The organism is Puniceicoccus vermicola, from assembly GCF_014230055.1.
GTDB classification, from domain to species: domain Bacteria; phylum Verrucomicrobiota; class Verrucomicrobiia; order Opitutales; family Puniceicoccaceae; genus Puniceicoccus; species Puniceicoccus vermicola.
Window position 1 is genome coordinate 134871 of record NZ_JACHVA010000143.1, and the last position, 14068, is coordinate 148938.

The window sequence follows — 14068 nt, forward strand, 5'->3', positions numbered from 1 at the left end:
CGTCAGTCCTGCGGAGTGGGTCTGTCGTAAATGACTCGAAATTCGATCGGGGCTCCCACGGCAATCACCGGCTCGGAAGCATCCGATTCCGCCTGAGCCCCCGGCATGAGCAAAATGAATAAACGCCTCTCGGACGGGATGCTGATACGGGTGCTCGTTACCAGTTCCCATTGTGCCTCGTCGATCGAACGGGCGATCTGAACATTCAGATGTCCATCAGAACTGGGCGGCCAAAAGAGCACTTGGGACTGACCCGGCCCAATGCGGGAGATATCCTCTCCCATACGCACGGCCAACGGCCACTCGGTGAAATTGAGCGCCAGAGTCTGTCCAGGCCCCAGCGAGCGATCCGCAAAAGAAGTCGCAAAGATCCCAAACTTCCGTTGCTCCCCGCGACCAACTGCCGAAATGAGCACCAAAAACTCATCTCCCCCATTCCGAACATCAATTCGGGCAACAACTGGCTCTTCTCGTTCTGCACTTCCCGGAGAATTCGTAGGGGCAACCCGGGGAAACCGATAAAAATCCACTGAACCGTTTATAGCCAGTGCTTCTATCGGTTGGCCGATCGAACTCGAACGCGCGATGATACGCGTTCGATCATTCCCGGGAGAACGAACGGCCAGATCCGTCACAATTCCGTTCACGGAGACCACCCGCAAAGTCACGGGACGGGCCTCCTGCATTTCGGAGGGCTGGGCCCCTACGCTCATCACGAAAAAAAGAGGGAGCAATCGAAAGATGCCGATGTAGGAAATTACTTGCATTGCCTTTAGATTTCGTCCGCCTCCAACCAGCGGAAGGATATGAGTTCATACTGACGTCCGAGGCTCTGATTCATCGTCGTTAAATTGACGGTGCCTCCTGTCACTGGACGAACTTCAGCCGCATTGCCGATTGCATCGACATACTCAGGAAGCCGTTGAACGATCGCCTCATACCAGACACGACCTCCAGCTAGCCCGGAGGAACCGAAATCGGCGCTTTCACCATAGCCGCGAATCGTGAAGGTATCGGATCGAGATGCTAAGGCTGGCGCTAGCGCCTGGAGCATATCTGCTTGGCTCAGAAAACCCGGGGCCATGGCCGCCTTAGCCCGCCCGGGATATTTTGCAAACGCTCGCCGAGGTGCGGCCGCATTCTGGAGAAAATAATCCACCGCACCCACTTTCCACACCTCGTCCTTTCCAGACGGGAGCGAGTTTGTGCCGACCGGCGGCCTATCCTGCGATAAAACGGTCATGTTAATCGAGGAATACGCATCGATCGCTGACTGAAGGGTGCCACTTAACCCAGTTTCGTCCGGATAGGCTTCGAGAGTGCGATTGACAAAATCGGCCAAGGACAGGAAAGGTCCACGAGCTCTAACCTCGTTCACGATCTCATCCGCCAATTGGCGAACTTGGTTGTCGGTCAAACTCCGAAACCCGGCCCACCGATCAAAACGCGATGAGACATTTCGTGCACCGGGAACATAAGGGGTTCGGATGTAGGGGGTCCCCGAAATAGCCGCACCACTAATTCCGGTTTCGGGGTCAACTTCTACATCGCGAAGACTTGCAAGCACCGCCGTCCAGGCTTCGACCGAGGTAGAGTTCACATTGAATGCACCTCGGTTCAGGAGACTAGAGGCGGCCAGGTCGAAATCTTCCACATCAACAGGCCCAAAGCCCTCTCGAAAGGTAAGTGGGGCAAAAGGGAGTGGCTCGTGACGATCCAACCAGCTTTGTAACTGGGAAGTCGATAGATCGGGACGACCCGACAGAAAATAGCGATCCCAGAGAGCGCGATTGAGCAAGTAGGAGACATCCGTTAGATGCATACCCGCCCCAGAACCTTCAGAAGCAGGCGATTTTGTATTGGGCCGCAAGAGCCGATCCTGCTGAATGCGAGGATCCGCATAAGCATTGCCAAAGGGATAGCTCGGTTCCAAACCGGAACCAGTCGCACTCATAGGTGCATGCTGCAATTGCCCAATGGAAATCAACGGAGTATCGACCTGAGGAATGTTGAATAAAATTGCTTCGCTCGTCCCGGTCGTGGGCATCCGGCCGGGTCCGATGTAGCTCCGTGCGGGAGAAGATGACAGCAAGTCGATCTTCCAAGTAGAATCGGCCGTGTTGGCTTTCGCGATCGACCAATTCGGCACGGTGCTCCATCCACCGTTCCACTCGAACCAGGCCCGACCCATGGACCTTGCACGCTGGTTGACATTAGCCAGCCAATTGAAACGCCCATCGGTCTCTTGTAGCGAGTTGATAATGGAGATGCCGACTTGGTTACCAGCATTCACCGGCCCGGCCTCTATATCCCGAAAAGCGTTGAATCCGCTGGGATTGATCTGGGTCGCTTGGGAGGCGCTAGTATCATTGTCAACGTTCACGAACTGAGCCAGCCCCACGGCATCAATCAATTGCAACTCATTGCCTGTATCGTCCAGTAAATGGAAGGTAACCGTTCCTCCGTTGCCTCCCTCCTCGTTTGCGAGCACGATCGCAGAAGCCGAAGTCTCCTCCGGCGTAAACACATGGGAAAGGTTTCGGGTGAACCCGTTCGAGGTGTTATAACCATTCGTCAATCCATTACTGCCGGAATTATCGTAGGGTTGAGACGACCCCGGAGTGAAGACGTATGCCTCGCCTGGAGGTATTGCGATAGATCCGACTTCAAACTCCAGCGTACGATCACTGTATTTTCCGGACCCCGATTTGATCGGTGCGATTAGTTCTTGGTGATATACGGCGTAGGGTGGATCGGGAATGGGGGTCACCCCATCGCTTTCAAGTCTGGGGGTAACGAAATACAAAAACTTCGCCGTTGTATTGTTGTTATCAGCAAACTCCATACGAACGCGGTAGCTACCACGCAGCGTAGTGTTGTAGGGGTTCCACAATACGACGTGGGGAAAGAAATGAATTTTGCCGCCAGTCCCATCAGCAGCGCAACTCACGTCAAAAGCCATTCCGGAGCGCAACAAAACCGGAGACACGCCCATTTGGTTATCACTCTGAGCCTGCACGTCAATCTGACCGTTATTGGTCACTGAATAGTCAAAGAAACTATCCAGCTGCTCCCAGGTAGCCGCTGACGGCGACCGAGTACCAGGAGGGACACTCGGAGACATCGAAAGTGAACTATCGTTGTATATCGAAGCGTTCTGAAAACCAGCGATGCGACGGGATCCGTCCACATCAAAGGAACTCATTTCATCCAACTGATCCTTCAAATCCCCCGTCCAGTCTCCAGGCTCCTGATAAAACAATGCCGTCAGGTCGTGGCGTAATCCTCCCCGAAGCGAATCTGCCAAAACACCCTGCGAATACAGACTGTAGTCTGGAGAACGTCGACGCATGGCCTGCCGCATCGTATTCGTTCCAAACCCTTCGAGAAGAGGGATTTGACCCGACAAATCAACTCGGGCTAGACCTATACGGAACTGGTCCGCTCCGGCATCTTTCCCCGATGCATCGTAGGTAGAACCAATAACCGTCGTTCCGTCTTTCGTCATGAGTTCGATACCGGGACGCTGGGCCGTAAGCAAACGATAAAAATTCTCCCGGTCAGTCGTGGTCCCGCTGGCACGGGGATCAACCAGATTAAAGCGCGCCTTGACCCCCTCGTCCCCGATCCACCACGCAAATTTCCCGGCCGACTCAGCCCCAGGCGTCCCGCCGAGACTCACAAGAGGGGCGACGACATAGTCTTCCGCACGATCAACAGTACCCGGCCCCATCAAGAGTCGACCCGGCTGCCCGTTCACTAAAATATCATCCGCCGAAGATCCGCGAGATTCCGCTGCCCCCAAAACAACCGAATCAGCAGGATCGAAGGGAACCGCACTCGTCGAAAGCAACTGCCCGAAATTATCGGCCCCGGCCCCCACCGAAAAATCGACGGATCCATTCCCACTGATCAACCAGGTCAGCAACTGCGGATTACTCGTTTCCTCTCCGAAAGAATTTGTATTCGCCCACGCCCCCGTCCACAGACGGCTTCCAGGCTGACTCCCGGATGTCCTATCAGCCGCCGCTGTTGTTCGCTGGTCCGGTCCGGTGAATCGCTGCAGTTGCCCCATCGCCTCACCGAGCGAAAACAGAGCTACCTCACGCGCCTTGACCGTAGCGGCATTCGTCGTCGCACTCTGCATCCCAATCTGCACCCGGGATGACAAGGCAACCAGAATGAGGAGAATAAACCCCATTAGAGTAATCGCGATGACCAATGCGAAGCCATTGGCTGGGGATAAACGTCTCATGGAAGCTCTCAAATAAAACAGTTAGCAAAAAGGGGTAGTCGGTATTCGCAAAACCTAAGGATAACGCCTGTTGTGGGATAGGCAATTTTCCAAACACGGCTCATTTGCGAGTAAACTGGAGACTGGTCTCGGACGCAAATTCCGCAAGTTCCGGAGGATTTAACTCGTTAAATCCAAGCGAGGAACCTTCGAATGCCTCGAGATCCTCTTAAAGTAGCACTCCGTAGTTCTAATCCGGGCCCAATCATGCCCCCTACCGACAGTGGAGCATGGCTTCCAGCCTTGCCCGCGAAACTGCCAACTAAACGACCCAGCCCATCCTCCAAGGCCGCGACCTCCTCAAGCTCGGTGTTCATCCCTGCCCCCCCCCAATGGGCAAGCTTCTCAACCGACTTTTCGAAGACCAACTCGACGGAAAATTCGAAACCAAAGAAGAAGGGCTTGAACGGGCGAAGGAACTGGCAGATCTCGATTAAAAATTTTGAAAATGCCCCTGGTGGAAGTCCTAATCGCACCTTCGGAGCGAGGAAGGGGGACGCCCTTCAAAGGTCGCGCGGCTTGGCCCAAGCCGCACTGCGCCGGATCGGGAGAGGCAGCTCTCCGCCACTGCCACGGGTTCTTAACAAAGACGTCGTTAGGAATCCAGCTACTTATCGTATTTCAACCAGAGAGGGAACACAGGCTGGCAGCCTGTGGTACTTTTTTAGGGATGAAGAAGTCGAACATTCTCAAGGTGCGAAGCACTTTCGGAGATCTCCGCACCTACCGAGACTGCCCGCGTACCAGATCCAGCCAACGCTGAGCCGCCGGAGAAAGGCTGACGCCTCGTCGCCAGATCAGGCCCAAACGCCAGCGTAGGTCTTTCTCGTCGATGAGAGCGGTTTCGACGGATAGCTTTCCGCGCGACTTCAACTCCAGTGAGGGAAGGAGAGAGACGCCCAGCCCAGCCGAAACCAGCGCGATGATAAAATCGGCGTGGGCTCCGCGGGCCGCTACATCGAGAGAGATGCGTCTCCTCCTACAAGCTTGGGCGAGAATGGTATTCAGAACAAAACCACGCTCGAAAAGGATGAAAGGGCTTTGGGTCAGCTCCTTGAACTTGATCGACTCTCTTTCCGCCAGAGGATGGCCCGTCGGTAAAAGGGCCATCATGGGCTCATCAATGACCAGATCCCACTCCAGGTCTTCGGGAACTGGATCGAGGGTGGCTCCCATCTCAATCTCCCCACTGCGCACCAGCTCCTCTAGGTGTTGACTCCCCTGCTCGTGGAGCTCGATTTCAACCCCCGGATAGCGCTGCCGGTAAGCCGCTACGAGCGGCGCAAAGAGAACGCTGCTACCCAGCACGGGCAATCCCAGCCGGAGGCGTCCGGTCTCCATTCCCCGTAGACCTGCCAACTCGGATTGAAGATTATCCCGCTCCGCCAACATCGCCTTTCCCCGGCGAAGGACCATCTCACCGGCATCCGTAACGCGCACTCCCTCACTCAGTCGATCGAGCAAGCGGGTGCCGCATTCGTGTTCCAATTGTCCCAAGGCTTTACTCACGGTCGGCTGGGTCGTTCCCAAGGCGCGCGCGGCCGCAGAAAATCCTCCGTGACGGACGACTTCGACGAGACATTCCAAGTGACGCAGCTCCATCAATCATTCCATATTCGAATATGAAATATTCCGTCAATTCATTTCCGGAATCTCCCATCGTTGGGTATAGTAACCCCATCGTTATGAAAGCTGTCACGCCGTCCATATTTGCTCCTCTTGCCCGCCCCGAGCTACCGCTCCGTTGGATTCAGACTCTGGGATTGATCGGAGTTTGGTGGATCGCAGAGACGTTCACCCACATCGTGCACTGCCCGGTTCCCGGAAGTCTCGTCGGCCTGGTCCTTCTCTGGATTCTTCTCGACTGCAAAATTCTCCGCCTCGATTGGTTTGAGCAAGGGGCCGATGGGCTCCTCAACCATCTGATGCTCTTTTTCGTTCCAGCGATGCTCGCCCTCGTCAATCACCCAGAATTTCTGAGTCTGCTCGGCGTAAAGATACTGATCACCGTTCTTGCCAGCACCCTCATCGTCATGAGCGGAACTGCCTGCATCGTCGAACTCGGATTTCGTCTACGCCATGCCCCCGCTCGCTAAACCCATATTCTGGGCGGTCTGCACCATCGCCGTCTACTTAGCCGCCCGCCGCATTCATCAACACTATGGCCGTTGGTGGAGCTCGCCTCTCCTCCTCACCTGGGTCGGATGCGGGTTTCTCATTCTCGTGCTGCAAACCTCCTATCACGACTACCTGAGTGGCACACATTGGCTCGTCTGGATGTTAGGACCCGCGACCGTCGCCTTCGCCATCCCCATCCACCGCCACCGCGCCCTCGTTCGCCGTCACTGGGTCCTCCTCGGGGTCGGCGTGCTGGTCGGAAGCCTCCTCGCGGTCAGCAGTTCCTGGTTTCTCGCCTCGCTCTTTGAATTGAGCCCGGAAATGCGGGCGAGTCTGATCCCCCGGTCCATCACTACTCCACTCGCCATGGACGCTTCGGCACGCCTCGGAGGCCTCCCAGAACTCACCGCAGTCTTCACCGCCCTCACCGGTCTCTTCGGAGCCGCAATCGGAGAAACCCTGCTCCGCTATCTCCCCGTGCGTTCCACCTTTGCCCGAGGCGCACTCTTCGGGATGGGTGCCCACGGAGCCGGAGTCGCCAAAGCCCGAGAACTCGGCCAAGAAGAAGGCGTAGTCGCCAGCCTCATCATGATCCTCGCCGGACAGGTGACCGTGGTCGCCGCCGTCATCGCGTCCGGAGTGATCTAGGGCATACGTGTAAATACAGACAGTCGCCATGGAAAAAGGGATAGATGAGGAGCCCGTCAGGGGGAGGCAACAGGCTGGCAGCCTGTGGTACTTTTGATGGGCGCCTAGAAGTCCTGGATCTTCCGGGCGGGGCTCGTCGGGGTTGGGCGTTCGCCATCTTTCCTCTGATCCGCAGGAGAGAGCTGGAAGCTCTCACTACTTTCGGCGAAAACGGTTCGCGAGCACACTGAGGACTCGCTGAGACTCGGGTCGCGCAGACGCAAAAAGTAGCCGCTCAGCTTCAGCTGCGCGGCTTCGTGTGACGAACCTGCGGAAAAATCCACAGGCTGGCAGCCTATGCTACTCTTGATGGACGACTAAATGTTCCGAACCTTACCCCGCGCGGGCGCGCCTGAGTTAATATTCTTTCGACGTTCGACGTTCGCTATCTCTCTTCTCATCCGCAGGAGAGAGCTAGAAGCTCTCACTACTTTCTATGGAAACCGTCCGCATGCACACGAAGAGGGGGCAGCTGAAGCTACTCCCCTACTTTGCGTAGCCGCTCAGCTTCAGCTGCGCGGCTCTGTGCAACGAACACGCAAGAAAGGCCACAGGCTGGCAGCCTGTGCTACTCTTGATTGCACGGCTAGAGAGTCCTGAATGCTTGGAGGATTTGCCAGACGGGCGACTCTGGACCCAGGGGATGGAGTTCCCGTTGATTGATTTTGGAAATGGGCATCAGTTCCATCGTCGTGCTGGTGATGAAGGCGGATTCGACCTCATTCTGAAAGAATTCCTCAGACATGGGCTCCTCCTGCACGGTGAAGCCGAGTTTCTGTATGGCGCGGAGAAGGAAGCGCCGGGTGATGCCGTTGAGGATATGACGATTGGCCGGATGCGTAAAAAAGACTCCGTCGTGATATCCGAATACATTGCTCGCTGAGGCTTCGGTAACCCATCCATCCCGAATGAGAACGGCCTCATAGGCCCCCGCCTCGACTGCCGCCTGTTTCGCCAAAACGTTCGGCAAGAGGTTCAGGGATTTGATGTAGCAGTTGCTCCAGCGCTCGTCGGGCAAGGTGATGACCGCCACGCCCGCCTCCCGAAAATCTTCGGTATAGATCCTCCCCGGTCGCGCATAGAGCGAGAGAACCGGATCTGTCTGCGGAAAAGGATGGACCCGTAGGGCCTCGCCCCGGCTGATCTGGAAGTAGACGTCCACAACCTCATCCTCGACCTGAGAAACTGCCGACCGCACGATCGACTCAATTTCCTCCAACGGAAAAGGCAGCGCCATCCGGATCGCCTCCGCGCTGTCCCGCAACCGCTCCAAATGCTCCTGTAGACCAAAGCTACGATCCCGGTGGAACCGCACGACCTCATAAATTCCGTCTCCATAGTTGAAGGCCCGGTCCTCCACGGGCACAGGAGTTTCTCCGCCTTTCAAGAAACGATCTTTGTAATAATATACCGTCATTCCTTTCCTGGGGCCGGAAGCTCGACCGTAAACCGAGTGCCTCTCCCGATTTCACTTTTCACCGCGAGTCGTCCGCTTTGGAGGGTTACGAGCTCCTTGCAAAGCAGGAGTCCGAGACCACTCCCCTGCTCGCCGGAGGTGCCAGGGGTCGACTCCTGTTCTCCAAGAGTGAGGAGAGTCTTCACTTTCGACTCCTCCATCCCCACGCCCGAATCTTTGACTTCGATGACGACGGAGGCTCCCCGCCGCTCAGCCGATACCTCGACCTTCCCCTCGGCCTCAGAGTATTTCAATGCATTGTTCAAGAGGTTGCGAATGACCGTTTCCAAGGCCGGCTCATCAGCCAAGACCACGAGCCCTGGCTCCACGAACAGGTTCAGCTGGATTTGCTTCTGATCGGCCATGCCTCGGAACAGCTCGACACAGCTCCTCAGCGAAGGCTCCAGGGGAAACTCCTGAGGTTTGATCTGGAGGCTCCCTTTCTGCAATTGAGCCCATGACAAAAGATTCTCCAGCAACCGATTCAACCGCTCGGCGCCATCATGCAATTCGTCGAGCGAAGACTGAAGTTCCTCCGGCGGGAGGTTGCGCCAATCTTCCGCGAGGATTTCACTCAGGCTGAAGATGCCCCGAAACGGGTTTCGCAGGTCATGGGCAATGATCGAGAAAAACTTATCCTTCTCACCGTTGAGCACCTCCAGTTCGTATCGTTTGTTCTCCAGGTCCCGCGTGCGCTCCGTGACGAGCTGCTCCAATTCGGTTTTTGACTGCTCCAAAAAGGACTTCGCCCTAGCCTCTGCGGCAAGTTTTTCCTGCTGAAGAATCCGAATTCGGGCCACAAGAGCCAAGGCGAACAGAACCGCCTCTCCCCAGATTCCCAGCCACCCCAGACGCAGTGTGAAATCGTTCGTCGGAAACCACCCCAGAGCCCGGCCGCTCAGACCACAAATGGCAGCCACCCAAATCGCCCAGGAAACGGCATAGATCTTGGCGACCTGGTTCCCCTTTCGCCAAAGATAAATTCCCAAAACCGGCAAAATGTTCAGCACGAGGACGAAGATCATGGCGGTCCTCGCGGCAGCTCCGGAGTATCCGGAAAAGAACAAAATCGGAGGAAGCAATAGGGAGAACATTCCCCACTTCATAATCCGGTCGATTCTGGGCAGAAGCTGATGCGTCAGCAAAAAGTGCCGACTGAATTGAATCAAAAAGACAAAAGTCAGCGAAGAGAGCAAAGGAGGGAGCGCCTCGCTGAGAAACCCTTGGTGGACCCATATAAAATGGTGCCAAAACCCCGACACTACCGAAAAGGTCAGAAGAGCCAGCGCCAGATAGGCCACATACCACCCGTAGATCTGCTCGCGCACAACCGCCCAAATGACGGCATTGTAAATGAGGATGATGATCCCTCCCCCAAGGATAAATCCCAAGAAAATGCTGATCCAATGTTTCTCCTGCTCAAAGGCTTCGGGAGAGCCCACCTCAAAATAACTGTCGAGAACATCGCTCAGGGGATTCTGAATTCTCATATAGACCACGCGTTGGGAATCCCCCGGCACCATAAATTCGACCCCATACCCCTCGATTCCGATTGCCTCTTCACTCCGGGGTCGCTTCTCGCCCTGCTTAACCACATCAACCACCTTCCCATCGTCTACCAGGTAGAAATCGACCAGATCCACCATGGGGAAGGGATAATGCACGACAAACGGCAGCTCTTCCGGTTCGGCGTTTTCAACCGCAAACCGGATCCACCATCCGTCATCGGTAATTCCCAAAGAGGTTAACCTCCGATCTGACGAAACAAACTTGTCATCCAGATTCCCGGAAACCACCGCGTTCGGATCCAGACTCCCCTCCTTATCCTGAAGAAGACCGTATCCCCGAATCTGCTCCATTGGCATCTCCTCACCCAAATGGAAATCCGCCGACCAGACACTGCTGGAGATGGTGCAAAACCCTAAGCAAACACAGAGCGCCCAGCGCATTCGAATCAGGGTAAACAGGGACAAAATCATACGAAAACCAAATCCTATAGAATGGACCAAAGCCCATGAGAATGGCTATCTCAATCTTAACGCGAAAGAGGATTCACCCGATCAATCAAACAAACGAAGCTCATCGGTCCCCAGATCTCATCGTCGAATCCATAGAATCACCACCCGCCGTCATTCGTCTTGGGAAAAATAGTCACGAGTCAGGGAAAAGACGACCCGGGAGAGAAGCAGCAACGCCACCAAATTGGGCAAAGCCATCAAGCCATTGAGCATATCCGCGCAATTCCAGATAAAGCGCAAATCCATCACCGCACCGACAGGAACCGCCAGCACCCAAAGGATCCGATAAGGAAGAATGATCTTCACTCCAAATAGATACTCGGCACAGCGTTCCCCATACAACGCCCAGCCCAGAACCGTAGTGAAAGCGAAGATCACCATCCCACTGACGACGATCAAATTGCCCGAAGCGGGCAGAAGAGTATTCATGGCAAGGATCGACAGCTCCATCCCCTGAACATCCTGCGTCCACACCCCGGAAAGCACGATCGCGACTCCAGTCATCGTGCAAATGACCAAAGTATCGATGAACGTCCCCAACATCGCCAAAGTCCCCTGACGCACTGGACTGTTGGTCTGGGCCGACGCATGGGCGATCGGAGCCGAGCCCAGACCCGCCTCATTCGAAAAGACTCCGCGGGAGACCCCCATCCGCACCGCAATCATGATCGTCGATCCGGCAAATCCCCCGGTCGCCGCCACCGGAGAAAACGCCGATTCAAGGATCTCGATCAAAACCGACGGCAGGCTCGATAGGTTCATCACGATGACAACTCCACAAAGACCGATATAGGCCACCGACATCACCGGAACGATCTTACCGGCCACCGAGCCGATCCGCTTGATTCCTCCCAAAATCACAGCGCCGACCAGCACCGCCACCACCAGCCCGGTGAGGAGCCGAGGCATTCCAAGACTCACCTCAAGCCCATGAGCGATGGAACTCACCTGCACCGTATTTCCGATGCCAAACCCGGCCAACGCCCCGAAGATCGAGAAGCAGACCGCCATCCAGACGAATTTCTTCCCTAAACCATTTTGAATGTAATACATCGGCCCGCCCACGTGCTGGCCCAGGGAGTCCTTCTCCCGAAAATGAACCGCCAACACCGCCTCCGAATATTTCGTCGCCAGTCCGACTACCGCCGTACACCACATCCAGAAAAGAGCCCCCGGTCCGCCAATCGCAATTGCCGAGGCGACCCCGACAATATTCCCGGTGCCGATCGTTCCCGAGAGGCTTGTCATCAAAGCGTTGAACGGCAGGATATCCCCGTCCCCCTCCTCCTTTCGCTTACCAAACAACTGCCGAAACCCGATCGGCAACTTCCGAACCGGAATAAATCGCAATCCGACCATCAACGTGATCCCGACCCCCACGAGCAAAATCAGGAGAACACTCCCCCAAAGCCATCCATTCACCCAGGAAACTCCCGCTTCAATCGATTCGATCATGATATTCTTTGTGTTGAGTGATTATCTCCCAAAACCGAATACCGGGAACAATCGAAGGTTCACCTGCAATTATCTCGCCAAAATTCAAGGGATTTTGAAACAACACTCCATCCCCTAACGATCAACGAATCAATTCGCAATAGATGCCTCACCGGGGGTAGAGCCCCCCCTATCAAGAAACTTGGATATTCTCCAAATGATCGGGAGAGCCAATTCCCACTGTAACCGAAGGCGCTAGATTGACCGAGTAAACGGAACCGGTCCAGATCCAGTCTATCCGGTTTCCTGAATCTTCCGGCCATAAGAACAAGAAAAATTAAAATCTGCCCCCAAATTCACATTCCCGCACCTCGGTGGGCGCTGAAAGCAACCCACCCACAGAAAGACATGGCTTCGGATGTTCGTCCACCCAGAGAAGAAATCAGCCGCCGAACGTCAAAATTCATACACCCAGTCTTAGCGAGTTCCCCACCCTTTCAGAGAACTTCAGTCGATCCAGATCGTCCCCTTCAGGAAGAGTCGGGTCTTCCCGGAGATAAGGACGCGGTCCTCTTGGAGGCGGCATTGGAGGACTCCGCCGCGCTTGGAAACCTGCCAGGCGGTCAGTTCGGTTTTGTTGAGACGCTTGGCCCAATAAGGGGTCAAGGTGCAGTGCGCCGACCCGGTAACGGCGTCTTCGTCGATCCCGTGACTGGGGGCGAAGAAGCGGCTGACAAAATCGACGTCCGTCCCTGGGGCGGTGACGATGACTCCGCGGCCCGGAAGGGTCGCGAGCGCCTGAAAATCGGGCTCCAGGGCGTAGATCTCCTCCTCGCTGGAAAAGACGGCGAGGAAATCGGCGGCTCGGTAGCACTCCACAGGCCAGCCGCCCAAACCGTGAGCGAGACGCTCGGGCATGTCGCAGGACTGACCCGGCTGCGACGGGAAATCCAACCGAAACAAACCGCCATCACGCTTCACCCGGAGGGGTCCGCTCCGCGAGTGAAAAAGAATGGTATCCCCCTCGACCGCTCCCCGGTCAAAGACCACCCGCGCTGCCGCTAGGGTCGCGTGCCCACACAGGTCTACCTCGACCGTCGGCGTAAACCAACGAATGCGAAAGCCCTCCCCTTCCGGTACGTAGAAAGCGGTTTCCGAGAGGTTGTTCTCCTCGGCAATCATCTGCAGCAGCGTATCCGGCAACCATTTCACCAGCGGACAGACCGCTGCCGGATTTCCGCGGAAGTCGCCTTCGGCAAAGGCATCGATTTGGTAAATGGGAAGTTCTCGGCTCATCGGGAAGTAAAATCCATAATGTAGCGCTCGAAGGCGACCCCTCGATGCACTTTGTGTTCCGTTTCGGTTAGTGTGAATCCGTGACGGGCAAACAAACCGCGACTAAAAAGACTGGCAATCGTCCAAATCCGAGGTGAGCCCGTGAGGCGATTGAGCATGATCGACAAGAGAGTCCCTCCGACGCCGGAACGCTGAAAGTCCGGACTCACATACAAGCACCGGATGTAACCGTTCTCCTCATACGAACTGAATCCGCAGACAGCGCCGTCCTTTTCCACAACCAAGCCGCCATCCCCCATCATAAAATCGGAGAATCCCTCCTCATCGGCGAAAGATGCCCAGACCTCCCGCTGTTTCGATGAATAAGCATGGGGGTCACTCTCGAGAGCCGCCCGGCGGTAAATCTCCTGACAACCCGCCAGATCCTCGCGCGAAAGATCCCGGACGCCGGAAACTTGCTCCGTCATCACTGAAATCAAAATTCAACCGACTCCAGAACCGATCAGCCAATCAAGGATTGGCCATTTCCGCTTCCTGCTGGTCATAGAGAAGCGGATCGGTTTCTTCGAGTTCGGCATTCTCGTTCGAGGCATCGATCGTCGCTGCCAAAGGATCGGCATCCTCGTCGCCATCAAGAACCGAGGCAACTGGACCGACCTCAGGGCCGTCCTCCTCCGAAAAATCCGGCTGGGAATAATTGCAGGCGGAGAGGAAAATCGAAACGAGAAGAAGAAGAGAGATACGAATCATGGGAGATGACGATGA

The 14068-nt window shown here is 55.7% G+C and carries 11 protein-coding genes; 2 read left to right on the forward strand and 9 right to left on the reverse strand.

Annotated features, from left to right (window positions below; all coding sequences use genetic code 11):
• Window positions 1-2: 2 nt before the first annotated feature.
• The 3 genes from H5P30_RS21710 to H5P30_RS21720 all read right to left on the reverse strand — a co-directional run bounded on the left by H5P30_RS21710 (window position 3) and on the right by H5P30_RS21720 (window position 5896).
• Window positions 3-767 carry a hypothetical protein gene (locus H5P30_RS21710; protein WP_185695019.1) on the reverse strand — a complete coding sequence of 255 codons (765 nt, stop codon included), beginning with the start codon at window positions 765-767 and terminating at the stop codon, window positions 3-5.
• 5 nt (window positions 768-772) lie between these two features.
• Window positions 773-4255, reverse strand: a complete 3483-nt coding sequence (locus H5P30_RS21715) for a hypothetical protein (RefSeq protein WP_185695020.1) — start codon at window positions 4253-4255, stop codon at window positions 773-775.
• 762 nt (window positions 4256-5017) lie between these two features.
• Complete coding sequence (locus H5P30_RS21720) at window positions 5018-5896, reverse strand: LysR family transcriptional regulator (protein ID WP_185695021.1); 879 nt, start codon at window positions 5894-5896, stop codon at window positions 5018-5020.
• Window positions 5897-5979: 83 nt separating this feature from the next.
• Between H5P30_RS21720 and H5P30_RS21725 the strand changes: the two genes are divergently transcribed.
• Together H5P30_RS21725 and H5P30_RS21730 are read left to right on the forward strand one after the other, a co-directional pair.
• Entirely contained in the window at window positions 5980-6390 is a 411-nt protein-coding gene (locus H5P30_RS21725; RefSeq protein ID WP_185695022.1) for a CidA/LrgA family protein, read from the forward strand.
• Window positions 6374-7060, forward strand: a complete 687-nt coding sequence (locus H5P30_RS21730; RefSeq protein WP_185695023.1) for an LrgB family protein — start codon at window positions 6374-6376, stop codon at window positions 7058-7060. The genes H5P30_RS21725 and H5P30_RS21730 overlap by 17 nt, the downstream gene beginning before the upstream one ends.
• 625 nt (window positions 7061-7685) lie before the next feature.
• Here H5P30_RS21730 and H5P30_RS21735 read toward each other — a convergent pair.
• The 6 genes from H5P30_RS21735 to H5P30_RS21760 form a co-directional block, all read right to left on the reverse strand.
• Window positions 7686-8516: an aminotransferase class IV gene (locus H5P30_RS21735; RefSeq protein ID WP_185695024.1), complete on the reverse strand. Its 831-nt coding sequence runs from the start codon at window positions 8514-8516 to the stop codon at window positions 7686-7688.
• Window positions 8513-10534 (reverse strand): sensor histidine kinase, encoded by a 2022-nt coding sequence (locus H5P30_RS21740; protein WP_185695025.1) that lies wholly within the window; start codon window positions 10532-10534, stop codon window positions 8513-8515. The genes H5P30_RS21735 and H5P30_RS21740 overlap by 4 nt, the downstream gene beginning before the upstream one ends.
• Window positions 10535-10684: 150 nt before the next feature.
• Entirely contained in the window at window positions 10685-12025 is a 1341-nt protein-coding gene (locus tag H5P30_RS21745; protein ID WP_185695041.1) for an amino acid carrier protein, read from the reverse strand.
• 489 nt (window positions 12026-12514) lie between these two features.
• Window positions 12515-13303: a PhzF family phenazine biosynthesis protein gene (locus H5P30_RS21750; protein ID WP_185695026.1), complete on the reverse strand. Its 789-nt coding sequence runs from the start codon at window positions 13301-13303 to the stop codon at window positions 12515-12517.
• A complete protein-coding gene (locus tag H5P30_RS21755; protein ID WP_185695027.1) occupies window positions 13300-13770 on the reverse strand; it encodes a GNAT family N-acetyltransferase in 471 nt (156 codons plus the stop codon). Before H5P30_RS21755 ends, H5P30_RS21750 begins: the two co-directional genes overlap by 4 nt.
• A 43-nt stretch (window positions 13771-13813) precedes the next feature.
• On the reverse strand, window positions 13814-14053 hold the full coding sequence (locus H5P30_RS21760; RefSeq protein WP_185695028.1) for a hypothetical protein: 240 nt from the start codon (window positions 14051-14053) through the stop codon (window positions 13814-13816).
• Window positions 14054-14068 lie beyond the last annotated feature (15 nt).

What these genes read in the sequence shown, in the direction of transcription:
- H5P30_RS21740 (WP_185695025.1), bottom strand. Translation starts at nt 10,534, where the DNA reads ATGATTTTGTCCCTGTTTACCCTGATTCGAATGCGCTGGGCGCTCTGT.
- H5P30_RS21755 (WP_185695027.1), bottom strand. Translation starts at nt 13,770, where the DNA reads ATGACGGAGCAAGTTTCCGGCGTCCGGGATCTTTCGCGCGAGGATCTG.
- H5P30_RS21730 (WP_185695023.1), top strand. Translation starts at nt 6,374, where the DNA reads ATGCCCCCGCTCGCTAAACCCATATTCTGGGCGGTCTGCACCATCGCC.
- H5P30_RS21720 (WP_185695021.1), bottom strand. Translation starts at nt 5,896, where the DNA reads ATGGAGCTGCGTCACTTGGAATGTCTCGTCGAAGTCGTCCGTCACGGA.
- H5P30_RS21710 (WP_185695019.1), bottom strand. Translation starts at nt 767, where the DNA reads ATGCAAGTAATTTCCTACATCGGCATCTTTCGATTGCTCCCTCTTTTT.
- H5P30_RS21760 (WP_185695028.1), bottom strand. Translation starts at nt 14,053, where the DNA reads ATGATTCGTATCTCTCTTCTTCTTCTCGTTTCGATTTTCCTCTCCGCC.
- H5P30_RS21735 (WP_185695024.1), bottom strand. Translation starts at nt 8,516, where the DNA reads ATGACGGTATATTATTACAAAGATCGTTTCTTGAAAGGCGGAGAAACT.
- H5P30_RS21715 (WP_185695020.1), bottom strand. Translation starts at nt 4,255, where the DNA reads ATGAGACGTTTATCCCCAGCCAATGGCTTCGCATTGGTCATCGCGATT.
- H5P30_RS21750 (WP_185695026.1), bottom strand. Translation starts at nt 13,303, where the DNA reads ATGAGCCGAGAACTTCCCATTTACCAAATCGATGCCTTTGCCGAAGGC.
- H5P30_RS21725 (WP_185695022.1), top strand. Translation starts at nt 5,980, where the DNA reads ATGAAAGCTGTCACGCCGTCCATATTTGCTCCTCTTGCCCGCCCCGAG.